We start from the raw sequence: 24,398 nt of genomic DNA on the forward strand, positions 1-24,398 counted from the left end.
TTAGTATGAGCAACACCGTAAAAATGGTGCTGCTACAGCTTTTGCTGATCAGATGATTGATACGGAGCAAAGCGCGGTATTCTGAGGCTTTTCCCCACATTCAGCAACTAAATTCTAATCGCAACTAAGATTCTGTCGAGGTTATCTGGCGCTTCTGCTCGTACATTTTTTCATCAGCGGCTTTTAAAAGGCCATCCACATCGTTGAAGCAGTCGTTATAAACAACCCAACCCACACTGATTCTGAGATAAATTGAGTGCGTTTCATAAACCACAGGCGTTTCGCAGATCGCGCCTTGCAGTTTATTGGTAATCGATGCCACATGTTCTTCATCGATAATGCGCGGCAACAGAACTAGAAATTCATCCCCGCCCATCCTCGCTACAATATCTGAGGTACGCAGCTTACTCTTGATTCGTTTAGCACACTCAATCAAGACTTTGTCACCTGCGGCGTGACCATAGGTATCATTGATGGCCTTAAAGGCATCTAGGTCGATGTTGACCACTGCAAAGGTTTTGGTTTTCTGCTTTTGTACCGTTTTGAACGCTTGCTTGAGGCTGTACATGAAGTAACGGCGATTAGGTAGCATCGTCAGTTCATCATGCATTGAACGGCTATCCGCAATGCGATAGAGCCTGTAAATCATAATGTAAGCAACCGCTAGAATCAGCATTAGGGTGTAACCCACTAGCCTCACCCCATGAACACGGTACCAAGGCACATCCATCAACACATGTTCATTGCCTGACAACGCAAGGTACCAGCCACCATAAGGGAAGCTCACCTGCTCTGTCGTAAACGCATTCGAGAAGACGCTTGGTTTGCCATAGAAAACATCACCCTCTTTGCCGGCGCTGTTGGTTCCACGTATTGCCAATTCGTATTTTTTCTCAATCTTGCCGATGCCCACATCTTTCAGCAGTGCATCGAGATCAATCACCGCACTCGACACACCCCAATAGTCTTGATTAAAGGGAGGATCTCTAAAGATAGGCGTGCGCGTAATCAAGGCTTGACCACCTTGAAACAGGTCAAATGGCCCCGCGATAAAGGTATTCCCGATGTTGCGTGCGATCTCTACCGACTCCCATTGGCTTGGGTGGTCACGGTAATCAATCCCGAGGATCTGCTCATTGCCTTCCATTGGATAAACGAAATTAAGTACATCGTTTTCAGCAAGGCCAATCAAGCGAATATGGAAGCCGTCACGGATAATGTTTTGAGCAATTTGATCCCAGCTCTTTTGATCTCCATTGGGGTTAATGGTCACAAGAGTCGAGAAATTATTGAGGATATACATGTCTGACACGATCGTCGCTTCTATGCGGGATCGAATAATCGAGAGCTGCTTTTTTGCCTCTGAATAGGATTCATTTTTAAGATAGGTTAATTCCTTGGCGTGAAAAAACTCGATAGCACTCACTACCACTAGGAAAAACAACAAAGATAATAATTTGGCAGGCAATTGCTTGCTAGAACCACTTGGCATTCACGAACCTCTAACACTTTTGTTCTGTTTACTGCCTTAAATCGGCTCATTTCTGGCTAATTCTTTCAGTATGCCGACACGCAGTTAAAAATCCACACTTTGCGTTGGGTCTCATTTCATTATTGAGCGATTCATCACTTCACTGTGAGTTAACTACACTGATTAATAAATCAAAAAACCTTAATGAACCTTTTAAAGCTTACATTGTATTGACCCAAACCTTACATTAAAGGATTCATCAGTGTTATTTTATACTTACAATTAATCAGCTTGGTACCTTACAAACATGAAGCTAAAATCTCTCACTCTGTGCACTTTGTTATCTGCCTCTGTCGCAGCAGCGTTTCAAGTACAAGCAACTTCTGACGAGCAACAGACTGTTAACGTACAAGAGCGTATTAACATACAAGCAACAAGCGTACCAAATGTTCAATCACAAGCTGATTCTCTCTACTCTCAAAAACAATCTTTCAAACAATCCGCCGATTTGATTCGCACGACCTACGAAAGCCAACTCTTCACCCTGCCAGCATTCAAAGAGGGTCACTATGGTTTGCGTATGTATCGACAAACATTAGACGACAAATATTCTGCCGCGGTGTGGAGTGATATGGCACGCGTATCAAGCAAGCTCAGCCGCCTGTCGAATGATGTTCACACCATGGAACAAATCGTCCTTTATTCAGAGAAACGCGTGGCTTCTTATGTCGGTGACGACGATGAACGCAGTGTTCGACGCTACAACATCACCAAGCACATGCCTGAATATCTGTACCTCGGTGTCGACCTTCTGGGTTCTATGGCACGTGCGAACGAATACGGTTTGGAACACAAGAACGATGCCAAACTGCGTGAAATCATTCGTCGCTATGACTTCTCTCGCTACGTAACCAATGAAGACATGGTCAAAGCGTGGGCGGCTCAACTTGCAAACCAAGTTTACTGGCTGCGTCAGTTGGGTGAGCAAGATGTGGTTGATGAGTTCGTTGATACCTTCAAAAAAGCGTACCCAGACGACAAAGACAAGAAACTTTCAAGCCAGCAATACGGTAATAAGATCTATGGCATGACACATGTGATCTTCGGTGACTCGGAATACTACCAACATCAAGTGAGCGAGCAAGAACACCAATGGATCTACGATTACTTTAGAGAAAACATCGATACCATCCTGCTGCGCGCGAAAGAAGATGTGATTGCAGAGGTTGGATTAACCTTCCTACTTGCAGGCCTAGAAGATGATCCGGTTGTAGAGAAAACTCGACTCGCGATCCAAGCTTCTATCGATAAAAAACACGGGATGATCCCGTCTATAACGGGTGACTTTGACCTTGAGTACGGTGAGCATCGCAACGTATTGGCAATCATGCTGCTTGATTGGCAACAAGTGAACGAAGCACCGACGTTCAAGGGCAATCCAAAAATGTTTAAAACAATTCCTTACGGGCTCATTGAAAACCAACCATTGAGTAAATAGAAACTCCAAGGTTTACCTACAGAATCTAAAAAGCCGCACACCTTTCGAGGCCTGCGGCTTTTTAATGTCTGTTACGTTCCTACGACATCAATCCAAAAATAGTCGTTCATCAAGCTTCAGAGACGGCTTTATTCATCACTATCGTGAAATCCCCTTCTGTGTAACCTTCTATTAAGGAGACATCATCACACAGCGTTTTACAGAAGCGATAGACACCTTTAGGGTGATAGCTCATCAAGGTATTGCGCGAAGGATATTGGCTTGAGTTAAGCAGATTAAAAATTACGGTCTGATTCGCTAGCCCAAACATACGAGTAATCATGTTAGTCAGATAGTTGGAATCGCGAGAGATGTAGTTCAGTGAACCACTGGCGATAACCACATCGTGCGCTTCTAGGTTCATCTTACTCATGTCACCCGCAATGAACTTGCAACGAGCTTCGGTGTAGTTTTGCTTGGCCTTCTTAAGAAAATCGGCGTGTTGGTCAACGCCTGTGTACGACTGAATACGATAGATACTGTCAAGCAGTTCGAACAACTCTCCATAGCCACACCCCAAATCCAAAACACTCTTCTTCTCAAAGTCGGCCGAGCGTGCGATGACTTCGAAGCGACATAATTGGCTCTCTTCGTTAGTCCAACCTAAAGACTTTGCCTTGTCACCCTGCCAACGATTAGTTTGCTTTCGGTGATACCAATACACCTTAAAACGATCACGCCAATGCATTATGAGAAATCTACCCACACTTCACGACCACCAGCCAACTCTTGGTTGTGATATTGCCATTGATATTGTGCGAGCAGTTTTTCGGTTAACTCTAGCCCGAGACCAAAGCCGAGATTATTGTCTTCTACCGTGCCGTCGGTGTTGTGGTTAACAATGGTGACTTTTGAACCGACTTGAACCATATCCACAGTGCCGCTTCCTGTGTGTTGGAAGGCATTACGAATCAAGTTGGTCAATACAATTCGGGTGAGTCCCACTGGCAACTGGCATTGTGTATCGTCGCTTTCAAAATTCACGACCACAGCCTTGCCATTCAATAGATAAGTTAAGTCGTAGTTTATTTGTTGCAGCATGTCGCCAAGGTGTATGTTTTCCAGAGGCAGGTCTTTGTCTTGTTGTCGAGTTAGCCACAACAAGGTCTCTGTGAGGTCTGTCATGGTGAAACCCGCACGCTTAATTCGGTCTATCACTTCGAGCTGCTTTTCTGGACTCTTGCCTTTTTGAATCAGCTTCTCTAACAGTTCACTGTTGGTTCTTGTTACAGCGATAGGTGTGCGTAACTCGTGACTCGCGTAACCTAAGAACTTCTGCTCTCGTTCTAAGCTGCTTTGAACCGAACTTAAGCTATCACGAATGATGTTAGCCAAGGTGTTCAGCTCACTGAAATGAAAATCGGGAGTGGGTTCACTAAGATTATCTTTGTCTAACGACTTAGCCCAATTCTTTAGCTGTTCAACAGGCGATGCCACCTTACGTAATATCAAAATTAGAATGACAAAAAATAACACGATAGCGACTAAAGCCGTGAAAAAAATGACCACAAAGTGCGGAAGCCCATCATCATTCATATAGGGATCAGACTTTTGAGTAAATACGGCAGAAACATATCGAATCTCATCACCTTTCATCACCTTCATGGCAAAATAACCTTCTTCCGGAGGTGAGAATATGGATTTACCAATGATCATTTTTGTGATGAGGTCGAATTGGAGTTCGTTCTGCTTAAGGTTGTTCTGGATGCTTTGTGGCAGATCGCTCCATTGAGTTGCTACAGTAAATTCTTGATTGTTCATCGGCTTACCCGGCTTCACTGCGTCTTGCTGAGCTTGAGCAATCATAGAGCCACGCATCGCGATATCCATACCCGAGACAAAGTATTTTACGCTCAATGTAGACAGAACCAGAATCGTCGTGACACCTGTAACCAGAATCGCCAATAAAACGTAGATCCTTAAACTTGGTCTGATCTTCATTCTGGTCGTAACTCCTTAATCGCAAAGCCTTTGCCCGCAATGGTATGCAGCAACTTATTGTCTTGTTCAGCATCGACTTGTTTACGCAGGTTGAAGATATGCACTTTTAAGCTATTACTATCGGGTTGGTCGTCACCCCACACGCCCTGCATGATCGTCTCTCGTGAAACAGGATTAGGGCTAGAACGCATCAACACTTCTAAGATTTTGAGCGCCGTAGGAGAGAGCTTGAGAGGTGAATTCGCGCGATAAGCTTGATGTTGTTTAAGGTCGATCTCCAAATCACTCACCGATAAGCGGCTCACCTGACCGCTGCGTCGCTTTGCCAATACTTGCGCTCGAACAATCAGCTCTTCCATCGCAAATGGTTTGATCAAGTAATCATCCGCACCTTTTGAAAAACCCGTCAACTTGTCATCGAGCGTGTCACGCGCCGTCAGCATCAATACGGGAGTATCGATACCTTGTGCTCGTAAGTTCTCACACACCTGCAAGCCATTCATTTTTGGCAAGTTAAGATCGAGAATCACCGCATCATAGCGGTTGGTTTCGATAAGGTTGAGTCCAGCTAAACCATTCGCTGCGTGATCGCACTGAATATCTTCTAAATCGAGGTAATCGATAACAGCCCTCGCCAAATCGAGGTCATCTTCAACCAAAAGCAGTTGAAGCGTATCTGTGAGTTTATTAGTGACGGATTCTGCCATCATGACGACCTCTATTATTAGTTGTTGTGTGGCTTGTTATGCAATGATCTTTAATATCTTGTCTAGTAACGAACCTAGACCGATGTAGCAGAGACTCACTCAGCAATCATCAGCCTAGATACCATTCGCTTAGCCATTGTTAAGCTGTTTGTTCAACGCCTTTGACTCGATTTGTGACTTTAAGAATCAGAGACTTAATCTCACACTGAATCATTAACAATGCTGGTGTCAGAATCAGTGTAATAAACGTCGCAAACAAAATACCGTAGCCTAATGCCGCTGCCGCAGGAATCAGGAATTGAGCCTGCAAAGACGTTTCACTTAACAATGGCGTCAAACCTGCGAACGTCGTCACCGATGTAAGTAATACGGCTCTCAGTCGGCCTGAACACGCTTCAACAATTGCATCGTGAACCGATTTACCCTTTTCTTTGATTAGCTCGTTAAAACGAGAAACCAACAACAAGCTGTCATTCACCACCACGCCGCTCAACGCGAGAATACCATTTAACGATAGGATACTGATTGTTAAGTCATTCCACCAGTGTCCTAGGATTGCGCCAACAATACCAAATGGAATCGCCGTCATGATGATCACTGGCTGTATATAAGACTTCAGCGGGATAGCAAGCAGTGTGTAAATAGCAATCATAGCGAGCACAAACATACTCATCATCGAGCTAGCCGTCTCTTCTTGCTCTTCCGTTTCGCCTGCAAAATCGACCTTTAATCCCGGGTACTGCGCTTCTAGATCCGGTACTAATGTGTCTTGCAGCTGACGAACAAGCTCTGCCGGTGCCACCACGTCTTTATCTAATACTGCACTGATGTATACAGCACGTTGGCTATCAATGCGTGTGATCTCTGATACTTGGTAATCTGAATGTACTTCAGCAACCGAACTTAAAGGCACCACAGTACCATCGTTGGTTCTCACACTAGACTGCTTAATATCAGCAATGGTTTGACGATCGGATTCTGGGTAACGAACTCGAACTTTCACCTCATCCTTACCACGTTGGAACTGCTGAACGATGTCGCCACCAAACGCTTGTAACACTTGCTGTGAAAGACTTGCAGTATCAAACCCTAATGCTCGGCCTTGTTGTGTTAATTCAAAGCGATACTGAGGTTCGCCAAGATCCAAGTTATGATCAATGCCACTCACACCTTCAATAAATTGCAGCTTAGTTAAGAAATCATTGCCTGCTGCAGTCACTGATTCTTCGTTCCACGCTTTCAGTTCGACTTTGAAGTTGTCGACCATCTCCATTTTAGACAAGATTTTGAGCTTCTTAACCCCTTCCATTTGGCCAACAGCCTCTTGCCACGCATCTGCAAACTCGTTCGATGTATAAACACTGTCGCTGTCCAATTCAATTTTCACTTGGCCTGAATCATCGGCATCGGCGATAACTTGAAGGCTAAGCAATTCAGATGGTTCACCTTGAGCACCGTATTGAGATCTCAGTGTTTCATCGGTTTGTTTTGCTGCCGCTTCAAGCACTAGCAAATTTTGTTGTGTTTGACCAAAGCTTGCGTCATTTTGCATCGACATATCAGCCGTCACAGTGTCGCCTGGCATGTCAGGGAAGAACGCCACACGAACCGCGCCCGTCATTGGTAATCCTGCTACTAAGATTAGTAGCGACAAGAAAACCATCACCACGGCATAACGCAGTTTCAGCGCCCATTCAATCACAGGGCAGTAGATGCGCTTATTGAACCAACCTAATCCAGTATCGGCAGCATGTTGAACGCGAGCCCACAGCCCCTTCTTCTCACTGCGCTTGGTATTAATGTGTGCAAGGTGCGATGGCAGAATGAATTTAGACTCAACCAAAGACAGCAGTAAACAGATAGTCACGACCGTACCGAACTGAGCGTAAATCTGGCCCATTTTACCTTCAACGTTAGCGAGTGCTAAGAAGGCAACAACCGTCGTTAACACACCAAATATGGTCGGTGATGCCACTTTCATTGTGCCTCGAATGGTACTGCCTATCGAGTCGCCTTCTTCTTTGCGCGTGGAGTAGATACTTTCCCCGACCACAACGGCATCATCGACCACTATCCCGAGCGCCATAATGAAACCAAAGGTGGTCATTTCATTGATGGTTAACCCCATAAAGGTGTCTGTCATGAAGAACATGGTGCCAAAGAATACGAACGGTAATCCCGCTGCTACCCAGAAAGCGACACGCACGTTAAGGAAGACCGCTAACACGATGAAGACCAAAGCAATACCGGTAAGCGCGTTCTTCACCAACAGGCTCAAACGGTCTTTGATCATGGTACTTTTGTCGTACCAAGTTTCGATTTCGACATCGCTAGGCAGCATGTTGCTGTTTTCCCAGCGCTCTACCACTTTCTCTGCTTGCTCGACAATGCTGACGACGTCTCCGTATTCGTCCATCACGATCTGAATCGCCATCGCATTCTGTTGGTTGTAACGAGACAGCATGAAGGTGTCATCGGCAAACATGTCTTCGACGTTGGCAATATCACCCAATGTAATCTGAGTGCCATCAGTGGTCGTCATCACCGGAATTGCGTTGAAATCTTGGATCTCATACGCCTGCTCAGACACCTTTAAACGAACCGTTTTTTCGCCGTTGCGAAGGCTAGTAGAGATTGCAGCAGAAGACTCCGCATTGATCGCTTCTGAAACGTCAGTCAGAGTTAAGCCGTAAGCTTGGAGCTTATTTTCATCAACCTCAACTGAAATCATAGGATCAGCCTTAGCCTTGATTTCCAGATCGCGAATCGAAGACTGACTCAGTAAATCCGATTTAAGTTGCTCCGCTAAACTCTGTAGCGTTGCTCTGTCTGCATCCCCATCATCCCCATAAAGCTGTACCCATAAGGCGTGATCTTGCATGCGAGCCTTATCAATCACAGGGTTATCAGCGCCTGCAGGCAGGTTATTGATCGCATCAACCTTGGTTTTTACGTCGGCTAAAAGGGTATCAAGATCGTAAGTGCTCGTTTTCTCGATCGAAACATGGCTACCGTTCGCATCAGAAGTCGACGTGATGCGCTTAATGCCCGGCACGGTTTCTAACGCATCTTCAATCTTAATCGCGAGGCCTTCTTCCGCCTGAACAGGGTCGCCACTGTCATAGGTTACCGACACTGTTACTACATCAGGTTCAAGGCTTGGGAACGCCTCTTTACGCAATGAGTTCAGTGATAACAGACCAATGATAATCACGCCCACTAACAGTAAGTTCGCTGCCACCGAGTTATTTGCGAACCATGCGATTGCGCCAGTATGTGGCTTGCTTGGCGTCTGATTACTGTCCACTTGGTTATTAGGTTTCAACTCATGAGACATGACTAGCCCTCCGCCTTAGCCAAAACGACCATGCCCGATTTAAAGCTGCTTAACGGACGCTTAACCACTTGTACACTGTCATCAGTTTCCACGCCCAGTTTGGTAGGATCGATGTAAATTAAACCGCCCTTTTCAAACTCAACATCCGCGTTTGATTTAGAAAGCAGACCGTTGTCATCAACAAACCACAGCTCCCCCTGCTGCGAAAGTGCTGAAGCCGGAAGTTCCCACAATTGAGTTAATTGCTTGCCTGAAATCGTTGCTTGCACGAACGTGCCTGGATAAAGATCTTTCTCTTGCTCCAAAGGGTTGTCGACTTTCACGATCAATGAGCGCTGACGCGTGTCTTGTTGTAAGTGCTGCTCTACTCGTTCGACATAGCCTTGCCATTGGAATTGGCCATCAGAACTCGACAGAGTCACTGGCCATGGCTGATCTTTCAATTGCGTGTTATCACTACTTGGCAGGCTCAACCATTGGCTTTCAGAAAGAGGCACAGAAACTTCAACCTCATCGATGCTGTATAACGTAGCGATCTGTGCACCCGTTTGTGCGTAGCTTCCCGGTTGAACATCACGACTCACGACCAACGAATCAAAAGGGGCAACCAAGGTTGTTTTTTCGAGGTCTTGCTCAGCCTTGACCAATTCAAGCTTGGCATTCTCTAGAGCTGCTGTAACTTGCGCCAGTTGTGGCTCACGCAATACTAAAGGTGAATCAGGCTCACCAGACAAACCAGAGCGTTGCCATTCAGACTTCGCTTGTTCGCCTTGTCTTTGTTCTTCCAATAAATCCAGTTGAGCTTGAGCCACATTCGCCTTTGCTTGGGTTACCGCTTGTTGGTAACTGGTCGAATCGATATTGGCGATCACCTCACCTTGGCCAATCACCTGCCCAGTTTCAAACTGCGAGCTGATCGTTTCTACTCGGCCACCGACTTCCGTTGAAAACATCAATTCGTAACGCGACTTTGCTTCGCCATAACCCACAACTTCGGCTTGGTAGTCACCCAATGTTGCGAGCACCACAGACACTTGTTGCTGTTGTGATGCAGCCAAGGTCGTCGCTTCGATAGACTTCGTATCAATAGACATAGCTTGAGGCTCGGAAACCGTGAGTTCATTCGCCTTCTGAGGTGCGCTTACAACTTGAGAACCGTTGTAAGCGAGGGCTGCAAAGATGCTTGAACCAGCCACTAGAGTGATGGCAATTGTGATGGTATTCAGTTTCATGAAGATACTCCCAAGCCCAGAGCTAGGCCTAAATCAATTCGGTTTACGAGACGGTTATAAATGGTTTGTGTTAGCTGCGCTTCAAGGTCATAGGTTTGTTGCTGAACAGAAAGTAGATCAAAAATGTCGACCAAACCCTGACGGTATTTTTCTTCATAACTGGTAAAGCTGCGTTGTGCGCTCACCAAGGCGTTGGCTAGGTGTTGCTGTTGAAGTGTGAGTGACGACTCTTGTCCCATCGCGTTTTCCACTTCATTCACCGCACTAAGCAGTGTTTCTTGGTAAGCCCAGTAGCTAGTTTCTGTGGTTAGGTCTGCAATCTCAGCCTGCGCTTTAAGCTTGCCACCTTGAAACAGTGGTGCTGAAACTTGACCCAGTGCGCTCCACAAAGGCCCAGTAAGCAAGGCTTCACTCGGAGAGTCTGCCATGTCAGTTAGGCTCGCTGATAAGCTGATCGATGGCAGCATGGCTTTATATGCCGCATCTGCGCGCAATACTTCTGCTTCGATGTTAAAGAAAGCGGCTTGAAGATCTGGACGCCCTGCCAAATCTTGCGTTGGCATGTTGTCTAGTGGATTAATGATGGTTGGGAATGAACCGAGTTCAGCAAGCGATAGCTCATCAGATTCACCACTCCACTGCCCAGTTAATAGAACCAATTCACGTCGGCTTTGTGCAAGCTGCTCGCGATAGTCAGCTAAAGTTGCCTGAGTCGATGCACTGCTGGTTTTCGCGTTATCCAGGTCTTCAAGGCTACCTAGCCCTGCGCGGTAACGTTCTAAAACCAGCTCTTCGTTATTTTCTAGAATCACTAAGCGCTGGGTTTCAATATCAACAAGCTGCTGCTTCAAACTAATATCAAGCCAACCTCTCATCACACTCGCGACCAACAGATCCTGAGCGCCCTGAAGGTTAGCCTGAGACGTTGCTATGTCTTTTAAAGCAGCGTTGTTTGTATCTGCAAGCTTCTGCCATAAGTCGAGTTCCCAACCAACAGTCACATCTGTGGTATAAGTTTCAGTGGTGCTTGAACCATTGGTGCCTTCGTCCGCTTTTCCTGAAAAGCTCGCATCTACGGTTGGTAAACGGTCGCCAGACGTCACACCTTGTTGTGCATAGGCTATTTTGAGCGCAGTGATGCTTTGTTGGAGGCTTGGACTGTTCTGAAGTGCGCGCTCGATATAAAGATCGAGCTCCGGAGCATTCACTAAATCGGTGAGCTGCAATTTCTCAGCTTCCAGATCTTGGTCATTAGAAGCCGTTTGATTCGAAGCTTGTTCATCAGCAGTTTTCTGGATCAGCTCTGAGAGCAGGCTTTGCTGTGTTTGGTTGGTGCTTTGTTCGGCTAGCGATACGTAATCAGCCTGACTGGTTGTTGTACAACCCATCAAACCAACTAGAGCCAGCGCGATAACGGAATGTTTTAAAGGAAGATTCAATTTCATCTTCTTGTCTCCTGTAAGAATGGAGACAAGATAACGAGCTTGGGGTTAAGGGAGGGTTAAGACGAACGTTAACCCTAAAGAAAATGCATAGAGCGTACGTTTAAACTTCTAATTTACGCTTCTGACTTGCTTGAGAAGAGTCCACCGATCTTATAACCAATCGCATAACAAACCACAGCAATAGTCACAAACACCAATGCCGAGAAGAAGTACGCCACCGATGCTGCTACGCCAGTGCCCCACACAACGCTAAACACCAAACCGAGATAAGCCTCTTGCGGCCACTGAGAGATAGGAAACTGAGTACCACCAGCAATAAGATAAACCATCGCAAACAAGCCGATAAAGGCGGTGATAAAACCAATGAGAACGCGCATGTTCATGGGAAGACCTTTGATTAATTGGACTTGGTTGCTTTTGTTCTGGTGAAAACCGACTGTTCTTAATCGGAGACGAACGTTATTAATCGCAACCTAATGATATTCAAGTATATCGGATAAAACAGGCTTGCTCTATTACTCTTCCGAGTGAGCCTGAAACGTAATAGAAGCGGTCATAGAAGTGGCTAAGTCCGAATAAGCTTAACGAGTAGACACAAAAAAGCGGACACCCTTCTTACGTAAACTCTGTAAGTAAGGTGCCCGCTTTTATTGAATCTAGCTGTTTTACTAAATCTAGCTTAAAGCAGGATGAAGATACCCGCTAAACATGCGCTCATTAGGTTTGCTAGCGTACCAGCAGCTACCGCTTTCAAACCTAGGTTAGCGACTTCAGCACGACGCTCTGGCGCCATCACACCGATAGAACCCAGTTGAATTGCGATAGAGCCGATGTTAGCAAAGCCACATAGAGCAAACGTCACAATCACTTGGCTGTGTTCAGATAGCAGCGCTTTATTCTCAACGAAGTCGATGAAAGCAACAAACTCGTTCATTACGATCTTCTGACCGATGTAAGAACCCGCCATTAACACTTCATCACTCGGGATACCAATCAGCCACGCTAGTGGTGAAAACAGGTAACCAAAGATAGCTTGCAGCGTAATACCCGCAAAACCGAACGTCTCACCTAGGCTTTCTAGGCCTGTGTTGACCATAGCAATCACACTCACGAATGCAATCAACATAGTACCGACAGCCACTGCGACTTTCATACCGTTCATCGCGCCGCTTGCCAATGCATCGATCACGTTGCTTTGGTCTGCTTTATCTAGTTCGATATGGTCGTAGTCACTTGGTGTGCTGCGCTCAGGAACAATGATCTTCGCCATTAACAGGCTACCTGGAGCTGCCATGAAGCTTGCGGCGATAAGGTATTTAAGTTCAACACCTAAACCAGCATAACCACCAAGCACACTACCGGCTACCGACGCCATACCGCCCGCCATTACAGCAAACAGTTCAGAACGAGTCATAGACTTTAAAAAAGGACGAATAAGAAGAGGAGACTCACCCTGAGAAAGGAAGATATTACCTGTCGCAACAAGAGATTCAGCTTTACTTGTACCCAGCAGCTTTTGCACCGCTCCGCCCAAGATTTGAATCACTTTCTGCATGATACCTAAGTAATAAAGCGCAGAGATCAAAGCACTGAAGAAGATAATGATTGGAAGTACGCGAACCGCGAAAATGAAGCCTTCAGTAGCAAGGTCACCGAAAAGGAAAGCAATACCAGCGTCTGCAAAACCAAGTAGGCTAGAAACGCCATTACTTAGACTTGTTAACGCCAACTGTCCCCATGGGAAATACAATACTAGAGCAGCAAAGCCAATCTGAAGTAATAGAGCACGAGAGACCGTTTTCCAGTTAATCGAAGAACGACTTTCAGATAGCAGGTACGCGCAAGCAATCAGTGCAATAACACCGACAGAACCAAATAGAATATTCATAATGTGTCCTAGTAATCCTTATAGAATGAACATGAGCCAAGCAAATGACATCAAAGGAACAGGACAAAGAACCGCAAGCAAAACGCTACGCGATGAAGGAGCTAACAGAGTTAGCGACTGTAACAACGAGTTGTTCATGTAAAAATCACCTTATACAAGCAGTGGAACGTAGCTGGTCCGGTCCGTGGGGTCATTCACATATCCATGTGACGGCTTGTATTGGCTAAGCACCGGCTTAAAACCGGAAGAGAAGTATAAACAGTTAAGTGAGACTTTCATCACATTTTTTAACGAAAACGATCGCGCGGTCAAGGATTAAACAAAACGTATTGTTTGTCGTCGTTTTCGTGCTTCAAAAACTGTAAACAATCTGTATAAGGTTGAATTTGGAATGTTAAGTCCTTAAGCGCATGAGCGTAACCTCTCGGTTAATTCTGTGTGATTATTAGCAGTTTTCTGTGCTCTACCTCATTTCCCACGACTTCAAGATTCATCTTAACTTTAGATGCGTATATACTTTGTAGGTATCTCACCAAATAATATCTACAAAATACTAATAGAGCTGATTAGATATAACAGCCATTGAGACTAAGAGAGGAAACACGTGAAGAAAATGGAAGCTCCGCACGACATGAACAATGGAGCTAGATTCAAAACAAATAGACACGGTTATGTGACAGTAGTTGAATATTATAATACCTACACTGTTATTGTCGCGTTTGAAAACACCGGAAATATCCGCGCTATCAGTGCGGCGAAATTACGTACAGGTCAACTAACCGATCGTTCGGTTGCACCTGAGTCAATTATGATTGGTGAAAAGGTTGAATCTGTTAAACACGGAATATTAACCATTACTCAAGTTGAATCTGAAAATATTGTTGTACTGACCAATGCTAATAATGAAGAAATTAGAATGCTATTGCCTGCAGTACAAAAAATGAAAGATAAAACTGAAGACGTCGACAGTGAAAATGTTGCCGCGCCAAAACCGACTTCGCTTAGTCAGTTAACGAAAAGAAACAAAAAGACCAAAGACGTTAATAGCATGCTTAAGAAAATGCTTACTGACTACGGTCGATACGATTAATTACTCATTATCTGCAATAAAGCCTCTAAATATTTATACCCTAGCGTCAAAATTAATTAAGCCTTCCTTTCTCAATAAAATACGTTGCATATTCGAGTGAAAAGTTAAATTTGATCAAAGTCTCACTCTGGATCTTTACTGCAAATTAACGAGATATCCGTCACAATCTCATTTTGGCTTTGTGATGGAGATCTTATTGAAATCTGAATATTTCCATTACTATGCTCTCACACAATAAGAGAACGAAGTTTCTCAACCCCTAAAATCCAATTGAGACAAATATTATGAAAAAGATTCTTGTAGTTTGCGGTAACGGCCTTGGTACTTCTCTAATGATGGAAATGGCAGTGAAAGAAGTCGCTAAGAAAATTGGTTTTGAAGCAGAAGTTGATCACGAAGATCTATCATCTGCTGCATCAAGCAATGCCGACATTTGGGTAGCAGCGACAGACGTTGCAAACCAACTAAAAGACGCTGGTAAAGAAAACATCATCAGCCTTAAAAATATTTTTGACAAAGCATCAATCGAAGAACAACTAAAAACTTTCATGTAAGGTCAAAATTATGCAAAACTTTTTCGAGTTCATGCTCGGCTTATTAAAAGAGCCAGCGATCATGGTAGGTTTAATTGCTTTCATTGGCCTCGTTGCTCAGAAAGCCGATATTTCTACCATTCTTAAAGGCACCATTAAAACCGTAATGGGTTTCCTAATTTTAGGTTTTGGTGCAGGTGCTCTTGTTGGCGCTCTAAATAACTTCTCAGTTGTATTTACTGAAGCATTCGGCGTAAGTGGTGTTATTCCAAATAACGAAGCAATTGTGGCACTAGCACAAGAAGCATTCGGCTACGAAATGGCACTTATTATGTTCTTCGCATTCGTTGTGAATATTTTATTGGCTCGTTTAACACCTTTAAAATATATTTTCTTAACGGGTCACCACACAATGTTCATGTCTATGCTAGTAGCAGTAATCCTGTCTACAGCGAACATCCAGGGCACGGCTCTAGTTGCAATTGGCTCGATCATTGTGGGTTCATTGATGGTTATCATGCCTGCGCTTGCTCAAAAATATACAGAAAAAGTGATGGGTACCGATCAACTGGCGATGGGTCACTTCTCAACATTCTCATACTTGGTTTCTGGTTACATTGGTAGCAAGTTCGGTGATACGTCTAAATCAACAGAAGACATCAACGTACCAAAGAGCCTAATGTTCCTACGTGATACACCTGTAGCAGTAGCAACAACAATGGCAATCTTCTTCATGTTTGCTTCTATTGTTGCTGGTGGTGACTTTGTTGAAACCGTTTCAAATGGTCAAAACTGGGTAGTGTTCACCTTCATGCAGTCTCTTGTGTTTGCCGGCGGTGTTTACATCGTACTGCAAGGTGTGAAGATGCTGATTGCTGAAATCGTTCCTGCATTTAAAGGTATCTCAGACAAGCTAGTACCGGGCGCAAAACCTGCTCTAGATTGCCCAATGGTATTCCCTGTAGCGCCAAACGCGGTACTTATCGGTTTCCTTTGTTCTTTCGCTGCTGGCCTACTAGCAATGGCAGTTCAAGGTGCTCTTGGCTGGACAATCATTGTAGCGGGCGTTGTTCCTCACTTCTTCGTAGGTGGTGCAGCGGGCGTTTACGGTAACGCAACTGGCGGCCTACGTGGTGCGGTTCTAGGTTCATTCACGCAAGGCCTATGTATCTCGTTCCTACCAATGCTACTGCTTCCAGTTCTGGGGGGCCTTGGTCTTGAAGCAACAACATTTGCTGACTTCGACTTCGGTGTAGTTGGTCTGATTCTAGGGTGGATTGTTTCATGAGCCTATTCGATTTAATTGGTAACCAAGGCGTTATCATCAACTCTGAAGAGAACCTAACGGTTGATGCAGCGATTGATGTGACATGTTCAACACTGCTAGCAAGCAACAAAATTGAAGCAAGCTATGTTGAAGCTATCAAGCAAAAGCACAAAGACATCGGCGCGTACTATGTTCTAGCACCAAAGATTGCGATGCCTCATGCTCGTCCTGAAGATGGTGTGAACGAAGCATCACTGCAAGTAACAGTATTCAAGAAGGGTGTTGATTTAGAGTCGGAAGATAACGGTGACGTTTACCTTTCAATTACTCTGGCGGCGATGGACTCAGATAGCCACATCCATACGATTATGGCGCTATCAGAGTTGTTCCAAAATGATGATGACATTGATGCCATTATCGCAGCGGATACAGAGCAAGCGATCATCGAGATCTTAAAGCGCTACTAATCTAGCCCAAAGATCCTGATAAGACCCCCATTAAAAAAGCGATAGCCTCGGCTATCGCTTTCCTGTTTCTGGTATTAAGTCATTTTTCATCGCGCGTGATTTAGGGAATCACACATCTAAAAGACTCACTGGTACTAAAACGCGTACATTCTTTTGTCTGTCGATAATTCAAAGCAGTATTGCGCGTGTTTCTTAAGGCACTCAAACACTTCTCTATCCAACTTAAAGTTATCAACGTGGTCCGTCAGAATAGCCATCGTCTGTTCTAGCGTCATGCCTGCACGATAAGGGCGAGACTGAGTCAACGCTTGGAATACATCGACTACCGCAACGATTCGACTTGGTTGATCCAGCTCTTCAGCCGTTTTTCCCATTGGATAGCCCGAGCCATCCAACCTTTCATGGTGATTAGATGCCCATTGGCAAACCTGAGGAGAACTGAATAGCTCCTGCAGAGCGAATCGAGTGTCCGTAGCGTGGCGCTTAATACAACAATACTCTTCTTCGGTAAGCAAGTCCGGCTTATGCAGAATGTCGTTAGGGGTTTGCAGTTTACCGATATCGTGAACCAAACCCGCTAAATAGAGTTTACGCTGAGTAGTGTAGGAATAACCCATCTGCTTAGCGAGGTATTCAGAAAGCTGCCCTACCTTCAGCGAGTGCTTAAAGGTAAACGAACTCTTGGTATCCACAACATTGGCAATAAATTCAGCGAAAGCGACCGTCTCATCCAACGACATTTGCTGGGAGAAGAATGGCACAGGTTCAAAGTTATCCCTCATATTTTCAATGTAAGGGATCTCCATCGAGAACCAGAAATCATCCAAATCGACCAACTCACACATGTGTTGCACAAGGTTGGATTCGAACATCTCATCCGCTTGTTCAGTTAAGCGTTCAATGATGCTGGCTTTGCCATCGGGTGTGAGGTTTCCATAACGATCTGAAGAGGTAATGCCATACAAGTAGTCGACCCTATCCGCCAGCATCACGATGGCTGCTAACTCTTTTTCTAACTCGCTAATATGAATAGCCTTTAACTCAACCCAAGGGGTGTGATGATAAAGCACTGGCTTAGCGAATATAGAGAGAACCGGGCACTCTTTTAGAATTTGGTAGCCCTTTTGACAATGGTGGTAACTCGAGTCAGGAATGAACCCTGAAACTAAACTGCGCTGCTCATCAATTTGCGAGACACCGCAGTCGTGAATTAACCCCAATGAGAACGCAAGTTGCGCTTGTTCTTCTTCCCATCCCACACTCAGAGCACATCGATACGCGATGTAACCCACCCTCTGTCCATGATTTTTGCTTTCGAAACCGACGTTATCAAGCGCCTTAGCAATACCAAATAGAGCCTTCCTTAGGTCTACAGTCACGTCCTGGCAATGTTGATTCATTAATTAAGCCTAGATTTTTTATAGTTTTTATATATTTAGGCCGCCAATACTAATGCATACTTAATGATTATATACACAACTATTGTAAGGTTTAATGAGTTTCGTGATAGAACTAACGTATCACGAAAATTCCGTGCTACAAATGGTTGCATATTAAAAATCATGCGACATTATATCCTGCCGACTAAGATCCACTAAAATCAGCAGCCATAAGAAAAGGAAAGACATGTTTAAAACAGTTATTGATGACGAACTATCCATCGCATTGGTTGAAGAGAGTTTCGCTGCTCATTACGCAGAAATCTCACAAAGCCAGAATGAGTACCTAAGCCAATGGCTTGTGTGGCCACCGCATTGCAAAACCGAGCAAGATTTTAGGATCTTCATCCAACGCTCGCTGCACGATTACGCAGAAGGCCAAAGCATGACCTGTGCGATTGTGTATAAAGATAATATCGTCGGTAACTGTAGCTTCAACACCATTGACCACAATAAGCAGAAAGTCACGATAGGCTATTGGCTGTCTGAAACGTATCAAGGAAAGGGGATTGTTACTCGCGTCGTCGCAAAGCTGATTGATATAGCTTTCAATGAGTTAGACATGGAAAAGGTCGAGATATCTGCCGCAACGGGCAACCACAGCAGTCGCAAGGTATGTGAGCGCTTACATTTCACCTTAGAAGGCATCATCACGCGCAATGAGAACTTAAATGGTCGCATCGTTGACCATGCTATTTACGGGCTTCACCGCTCTAAGAAGTAACTAGCTTATGAATCGGAATATGAAAAAGCCACGGTATTCGACCGTGGCTTTGTTATTTTACGAAGCTAAACCTAGAGCATAGAACTTAGAATCTGGAACCTAGAACGTAAGCAACTCTTAAAGCGCCCAGTTATACGGTCTTAGGTATTACGATACTGAACTTTGCTCCACCATGGTTACTGTCGTCAATTTTAATATCCCAAGAGAGCTTTTTAGCGGCCGATAGAGCAATCGCAAGACCTAATCCCAATCCACCCGTTGCCGATGTTCGACTTGAATCTAAACGAGAAAACGGAAGAAACACTTCATCACGTCGCTCTTCTGGGATCCCAGAACCATTGTCTTCAATCACCACCAGCCAGTTTTCTGAGTTCTCATCCAGCGTCATCCACACTTTGTCTTGGGTGTAGTTGCCTGCGTTCTTAAGAATGTTATCAAACACCAAGCGCGCCATAGAGCAGTCACATTTTATCGTGCTTTCTTGCTGAACTTTAGAATCGAAAGTCACGTTATCCAACTGCGAATAGCGAATCCTATCTAGACAGTACTCAAGCAAGCTAGCTTTCACTTTGACCAGCTCAAAGAAGGAGTTATCCATAACGTTCAGTTTCGACAGCATGATAATTTCGGATGTGAGGTCGTTGATATCCTCAATGTAGGTATCAATATCGTCAAAAAGCGCTTGATGGTGTTCTGGTGCTCCCCTTCTTAAAATATCAGTCGCCAACTGAATACGACTCAACGGCGTACGCACTTCGTGGGGAATAGCTTGAGCGAAGATATGACTCTGTTTCACCTTGCTCTCGATCTCTTCAGCCATGAAGTTAAAACTGCTCGCCAAATCAGACACAGGGTGAATCTCGTCCAATTCAGAACGGGTACTGAGCTTACCTTTACCGAACTGTTTCTGCTTCTTGACTAACAGCTCTATTCTTTCTTGAAAACGCCTCACAGGTAAGTAAACACTTGCTCCAATCGCCACAATCACAGCCAGTAACAACCCTATTAGGAAGTGTCTTTCTGAATCCTCATACCATTCAATCTCGGGAGAGAAGAAATCCCCTACCTCACTGAATGCAAAGCTAAATCGAGAATTCGGCAACTGAAAGACTGCCGAATAAAGATTGTTGTCACTCAGATAAATCGGCACTCCATTCAAGGTGGTGTATAACTCACATCGTTGGCAAGGCACTTCGCCCGACCAATTCTCCAACAGGCGTAAATTGAAGATATAAAATTGTTGGTAGCCTGTTCTATCGAGTTCTTTATAGAGTGAGTTTTCTTGATTGTGTTGGCGAGTGTACTGTTCAGCAAAGTAGATACCGTCGTTGAGGAAGGTTTCAATCTCGGTTCTTCGCATGTGCCCTTCGCCAAGGTTCAAAAACAAAAATATCGTTGCCGACATTCCCGTCACAATCCCCAGGTACAAACGAGCAAACATCGAAACCGAGCGCAGTTTCGCAGTAATGAACTTACGCAACCAGCATATACCCCTTGTTACGAACAGTGCGGATCAGCTGTTTATCTTTTGCGTGAATGCGCAGCTTACGGCGTAAACCAGAAACGCGCATGTCAATCGATCGGTCGTTAAACGCGTAATCGATCCCTCGAAATAGCTGACAACACTGGTCTCGTGTCACTACCTGACAGATGTTATTCACAAGGAGGTTTAAGATTTCAAACTCAGCAGAGGTAAGCTTAAGGTTTTGCCCATACAAGGTGGCACTTTGAGCCGCACTGTTGATGACAATATCGCACTGCTTTTCAGCCGCAGTTTCTTGCGCTTTTGCAGCAGGCGCAGCTCGACGCAATAAAGCTTCAATTCGAGCTAATAAGGCATGACCACGAATCGGTTTGGCAACATAATCATCCGCACCAAACTTGAATAAGCTGACCTCACTCATTTCATCGGCAGAAGCTGTGAGCACTAAGATCATGCCATTGTAAAACTCACGAGCCTGACGGCAGATCTGCGCGCCGCTCATACCTGGAAGCATCAAGTCCAACAGAACTAAATCAGGTTCAATACTTCGGATCGCTTCAAGTGCCAAATTCCCTTCATGAACAACGCTAACACTGTAGCCTTCAGCTTCGAGGTAAAGCGTAGTTAAACGAGCTATCTCTTGGTCATCTTCAACAATGAGCACTTTGGTTTTTGACATTCCTATCACCAGTATTTATTAAAAGCGAGGGCAGTATATATACTGGTCATATATCATCAATGTTGTTATTAGAGCCTTAACTTTACCGTACGCAAAACATAGTAATCACTTTTGTACATGCACGTTTACAAAATATGGAATTCAGCAACCACTGAGCCTTTCTTTACAAAGGCTGTAGCAAGCCGAGGGAAGAGTTGACGTGTTTTGTCCGCTTATCGCTCGCTTACATTTGCTTTATTTTCTTACGCGCACTTACATTTAAGGCATTTACAAATTCCGATCAAATCAACTATCCGCACACTCAGCTCATATCAGTGAATAACACTATAAAGCAACAACCAGGCAGTCTAATAAACCAATAGCTCGATTCTTAAATCAAAAGAAATCGATTACTTATTTACTGAGCCAGTATTTTCCATTATTGAGCACACCACAGATCCTGTTAAGCGGTAAGTTCCTAAAGTAACATTCACCCGACCAATAAATTAACTCGTTATTAGACAACCACCACTTGGACACAGGGCCCTCTTTAAGATGAATAAATCGCTTTCACTGTTACTTACAACCACTGCTTTAGTTTCAACACCGCTTATTGCTGACACCAATAAACAAGACACAGTGAACAAAATTCAAGAACAAGTCAGTGCTTGGATAGACATTCAGGTAACACCACAAAACAGCATTATTCAGAAGATGGTTTTTAGTTGTGAATTCTACAGTGCCACGCCTTCAATCAAGTCGCCAGACGGCAACGAGAGTAGCAGTGGCTCATACCTCTTTTACTCACACAAAGGTGTATTGGGTACTGTGACAGAACCTTACACAACCCAACCATTGCCAGAATTAACCATGTGTCTTAAGGAAAACTTCGTGGTCACTAACCAAGATGAGGCTCAGCTGTTGTTCGAAGCCATCGAAACCGTCTATCCAAATTATTCGATGTTCGATAAGGACTTCCCTAGAGAGATCACAAAGCAACCAAATGGATGGCAGTTGATTGATGGTGAGATATTTGATGACAAAAAAGGCTATGTCATCGAGACCACGCCGCAAGGTAAAGTGACGAAAATTATCCGCTCACTGAACCTGTAAAAGTTGAAATTAAAGACAAAGACAAAGACAAACAGCCTACTGACGGCATGAGTTCAGTGGGCTTCGTTCGACCCAAACATCCGTGTGCCGAGTTCAATATGATGACAAGTTATCAGCCTTTCGAGTATCTCCAGTGTCCTATTTGGATATATGACATTGATAATAAGAGAATAACTTGGGCAAACAGCAGTGCCCTACCTCTCTGGGAGTCTGAATCCCTGTTTGAGCTAACGTCACGTGATTTCAGTGTCGAGATGTCTAAGGCGATAGAAGCAACGCTTGAAGAGTACCAAAGGCAGTTTCTCCGAAATCAAAGCATCAAAACTTGGTGGAACTTCACGCCTAAGTACATTGCTAAACGAGCACTGTGTTTGTTCTCTGGGATCCCACTGCCAGACGGACGAACCGGCATGTTGGTACAAGTCGTCGCGGAAAAAGGTAGCCTAAAGCACGATCTCGCTTGCTCCGATGGTTCAAACCTCTCCCCCCTATTTGATAGATCGGGAGCGGTAGTGAGTGCTAACTCTGCATTTTCCCAGAACTATGATGCACCGTTTTCCACCCTCTCCGACTTTGTTTCAAGTGAAGAAATTGCAGCCCATTGGTTGTTCTCGGCGCGTAAAGGACGAGAGATTTTAGAAGAGGTTAGCTGCCATATTGGTGATAAAGCCCACCACTTTGATGTGCAGGGAAAATGGCTATTTGATAAGAGTGAACTGCTGTTAAACCTAACTTGTACCACCAAACAGAAAGAGAAGCTGATCAAGGCCAGATACAATGCAGAGCACGACTGTTTAACCGAACTATACAATCGCCGTGGAATCACCAACCTCTTAGAAACCAGTATTGCCTATCGCTCGCCCTTTGAGTTGATGTTCGTTGACCTTGATGGCTTCAAACTGGTTAATGACACCTACGGGCACAGTGTGGGTGACCAACTGCTCAAACAAGTGGGTGAACGTCTCAAGCAGCTCGTTGATGAGACCTGCATGATTGGCCGACTTGGTGGTGACGAATTCATAGTGATCGCCCACACCTGCCGAAATCAAAACATCCCGCTGCTTTGCACACGCATTATCGATGCCTTAAACCGAAGTTTTCATATCAGAGGCATTGGTACGCTCTCAGTCGGTTGCAGCATTGGTACTGCACATTTCCCCGATAATGCCGTGGATCAAGAATCATTACTGAAACAGGCGGGAATGGCGATGCATATTGCTAAAGCCAATGGTCGAAACCGCTTCCAAACCTTCACTCCGGACTTAGCACAAACGCTTCACCGAAAAGTAGAAATTCGCCATCGATTGACGCAAGCCCTAGAAAACGAAGATCTCGATCTGCATTATCAGCCGATCATGAACACCAACAGTGACAAGGTTAAGGGCTTTGAAGCGCTACTTCGATGGTCAGACAAAGAGCTCGGTAACATTGGCCCTGATGAATTCATCACCTTGGCGGAAGAAACTGGGCAGATAGTGCCACTCGGAAAGTGGGTGCTCAATTCAGCACTGAAACAGCTATCAATATGGCATCGAGAGTTTGATAGCGAGCTAATGATGAGCATCAACATCTCGAGTATTCAGATGCATGCAACCTTTGCTGAACAGCTGTCTGCAATGCTTAACTTCTACAATATCCAACCTCAAAACATTGCACTTGAGATCACAGAGTCTTCGATGATTTTCAAACACGGTGAAGTAAGACAAGCATTAAGCGACATCTCCAAATTAGGCGTTGAACTCCACCTTGATGATTTTGGCACTGGCTACTCTTCCCTCTCTATGCTGCACGACTTACCAATTAGTACCGTAAAGCTCGATAAAAGCTTTGTTCACGGTTCACACAAAGGAAGCAAAGCGATTGTCCAAGCGACCCACGCAATTTGCGACAAGTTGGGGCTCAAAGTGGTGGCTGAAGGCGTCGAGACCGAGACACAAAAAGACTTCTTAATCGACTGTGGATACCAATACCTTCAAGGGTATTTGTTTAGCAAGCCAATCCCGTCAAACGAAGTCGAAAGCCAATTTTTATTCGTTCGATAAGTCGGTTAATAAAGTTATTTTTAT

The 24,398-nt window shown here is 44.7% G+C and carries 20 protein-coding genes; 8 read left to right on the forward strand and 12 right to left on the reverse strand.

Annotation, left to right across the window (positions count from 1 at the left end):
• Window positions 1-124 precede the first annotated feature (124 nt).
• Complete coding sequence (locus tag ITG10_RS24965; protein ID WP_248386995.1) at window positions 125-1,492, reverse strand: diguanylate cyclase; 1,368 nt, start codon at window positions 1,490-1,492, stop codon at window positions 125-127.
• 286 nt (window positions 1,493-1,778) lie between these two features.
• Here ITG10_RS24965 and ITG10_RS24970 point away from each other — a divergent pair, with 286 nt between their 5' ends.
• Window positions 1,779-2,969 carry a DUF3541 domain-containing protein gene (locus ITG10_RS24970; protein ID WP_248386996.1) on the forward strand — a complete coding sequence of 397 codons (1,191 nt, stop codon included), beginning with the start codon at window positions 1,779-1,781 and terminating at the stop codon, window positions 2,967-2,969.
• 109 nt (window positions 2,970-3,078) lie between these two features.
• Here ITG10_RS24970 and ITG10_RS24975 read toward each other — a convergent pair whose 3' ends face one another.
• The 8 genes from ITG10_RS24975 to ITG10_RS25010 all read right to left on the reverse strand — a co-directional run bounded on the left by ITG10_RS24975 (window position 3,079) and on the right by ITG10_RS25010 (window position 13,558).
• A complete protein-coding gene (locus ITG10_RS24975; protein WP_017630877.1) occupies window positions 3,079-3,696 on the reverse strand; it encodes a class I SAM-dependent methyltransferase in 618 nt (205 codons plus the stop codon).
• Complete coding sequence (locus tag ITG10_RS24980; protein WP_248386997.1) at window positions 3,696-4,949, reverse strand: HAMP domain-containing sensor histidine kinase; 1,254 nt, start codon at window positions 4,947-4,949, stop codon at window positions 3,696-3,698. Before ITG10_RS24980 ends, ITG10_RS24975 begins: the two co-directional genes overlap by 1 nt.
• Complete coding sequence (locus tag ITG10_RS24985; RefSeq protein ID WP_026084245.1) at window positions 4,946-5,656, reverse strand: response regulator transcription factor; 711 nt, start codon at window positions 5,654-5,656, stop codon at window positions 4,946-4,948. Before ITG10_RS24985 ends, ITG10_RS24980 begins: the two co-directional genes overlap by 4 nt.
• A 139-nt stretch (window positions 5,657-5,795) precedes the next feature.
• Window positions 5,796-8,993, reverse strand: a complete 3,198-nt coding sequence (locus ITG10_RS24990) for an efflux RND transporter permease subunit (RefSeq protein WP_017630879.1) — start codon at window positions 8,991-8,993, stop codon at window positions 5,796-5,798.
• Between the two features lie 2 nt (window positions 8,994-8,995).
• Window positions 8,996-10,225, reverse strand: coding sequence for an efflux RND transporter periplasmic adaptor subunit (locus tag ITG10_RS24995; RefSeq protein ID WP_017630880.1), 1,230 nt, complete (start codon window positions 10,223-10,225; stop codon window positions 8,996-8,998).
• On the reverse strand, window positions 10,222-11,670 hold the full coding sequence (locus ITG10_RS25000; protein WP_017630881.1) for a TolC family protein: 1,449 nt from the start codon (window positions 11,668-11,670) through the stop codon (window positions 10,222-10,224). Before ITG10_RS25000 ends, ITG10_RS24995 begins: the two co-directional genes overlap by 4 nt.
• 113 nt (window positions 11,671-11,783) lie before the next feature.
• The gene (locus tag ITG10_RS25005) at window positions 11,784-12,053 is read right to left on the reverse strand and encodes a hypothetical protein (RefSeq protein WP_017630882.1); all 270 of its coding nucleotides are present in this window, start codon (window positions 12,051-12,053) and stop codon (window positions 11,784-11,786) included.
• A gap of 296 nt (window positions 12,054-12,349) precedes the next feature.
• A complete protein-coding gene (locus ITG10_RS25010) occupies window positions 12,350-13,558 on the reverse strand; it encodes a NupC/NupG family nucleoside CNT transporter (RefSeq protein ID WP_017630883.1) in 1,209 nt (402 codons plus the stop codon).
• A gap of 613 nt (window positions 13,559-14,171) precedes the next feature.
• Here ITG10_RS25010 and ITG10_RS25015 point away from each other — a divergent pair.
• From ITG10_RS25015 to ITG10_RS25030, 4 genes are all read left to right on the forward strand, one after another.
• Entirely contained in the window at window positions 14,172-14,648 is a 477-nt protein-coding gene (locus tag ITG10_RS25015) for a hypothetical protein (protein ID WP_017630885.1), read from the forward strand.
• A gap of 284 nt (window positions 14,649-14,932) precedes the next feature.
• Window positions 14,933-15,202: a PTS sugar transporter subunit IIB gene (locus ITG10_RS25020; protein ID WP_017064872.1), complete on the forward strand. Its 270-nt coding sequence runs from the start codon at window positions 14,933-14,935 to the stop codon at window positions 15,200-15,202.
• Window positions 15,203-15,212: 10 nt separating this feature from the next.
• Window positions 15,213-16,469: a PTS ascorbate transporter subunit IIC gene (locus ITG10_RS25025; protein ID WP_017630886.1), complete on the forward strand. Its 1,257-nt coding sequence runs from the start codon at window positions 15,213-15,215 to the stop codon at window positions 16,467-16,469.
• Complete coding sequence (locus ITG10_RS25030) at window positions 16,466-16,915, forward strand: PTS sugar transporter subunit IIA (protein WP_248386998.1); 450 nt, start codon at window positions 16,466-16,468, stop codon at window positions 16,913-16,915. The genes ITG10_RS25025 and ITG10_RS25030 overlap by 4 nt, the downstream gene beginning before the upstream one ends.
• Window positions 16,916-17,049: 134 nt before the next feature.
• Here ITG10_RS25030 and ITG10_RS25035 read toward each other — a convergent pair whose 3' ends face one another.
• Entirely contained in the window at window positions 17,050-18,315 is a 1,266-nt protein-coding gene (locus tag ITG10_RS25035) for an HD domain-containing phosphohydrolase (protein WP_017632637.1), read from the reverse strand.
• A 226-nt stretch (window positions 18,316-18,541) separates the two neighbouring features.
• Here ITG10_RS25035 and ITG10_RS25040 point away from each other — a divergent pair, with 226 nt between their 5' ends.
• Entirely contained in the window at window positions 18,542-19,078 is a 537-nt protein-coding gene (locus ITG10_RS25040) for a GNAT family protein (RefSeq protein WP_017632636.1), read from the forward strand.
• A 130-nt stretch (window positions 19,079-19,208) separates the two neighbouring features.
• Here ITG10_RS25040 and ITG10_RS25045 read toward each other — a convergent pair whose 3' ends face one another.
• Together ITG10_RS25045 and ITG10_RS25050 are read right to left on the reverse strand one after the other, a co-directional pair.
• Window positions 19,209-20,558, reverse strand: a complete 1,350-nt coding sequence (locus tag ITG10_RS25045) for a HAMP domain-containing sensor histidine kinase (RefSeq protein WP_017632635.1) — start codon at window positions 20,556-20,558, stop codon at window positions 19,209-19,211.
• Complete coding sequence (locus tag ITG10_RS25050; protein WP_017632634.1) at window positions 20,551-21,240, reverse strand: response regulator transcription factor; 690 nt, start codon at window positions 21,238-21,240, stop codon at window positions 20,551-20,553. Before ITG10_RS25050 ends, ITG10_RS25045 begins: the two co-directional genes overlap by 8 nt.
• Window positions 21,241-21,774: 534 nt before the next feature.
• Here ITG10_RS25050 and ITG10_RS25055 point away from each other — a divergent pair.
• The gene (locus tag ITG10_RS25055) at window positions 21,775-22,332 is read left to right on the forward strand and encodes a hypothetical protein (RefSeq protein ID WP_017632633.1); all 558 of its coding nucleotides are present in this window, start codon (window positions 21,775-21,777) and stop codon (window positions 22,330-22,332) included.
• A gap of 47 nt (window positions 22,333-22,379) precedes the next feature.
• Window positions 22,380-24,374 carry an EAL domain-containing protein gene (locus ITG10_RS25060; protein ID WP_026084425.1) on the forward strand — a complete coding sequence of 665 codons (1,995 nt, stop codon included), beginning with the start codon at window positions 22,380-22,382 and terminating at the stop codon, window positions 24,372-24,374.
• The last annotated feature ends 24 nt before the right edge of the window (window positions 24,375-24,398 follow it).

Origin of the sequence: Vibrio sp. ED004 (assembly GCF_023206395.1) — a bacterium.
Taxonomy (GTDB): domain Bacteria; phylum Pseudomonadota; class Gammaproteobacteria; order Enterobacterales; family Vibrionaceae; genus Vibrio.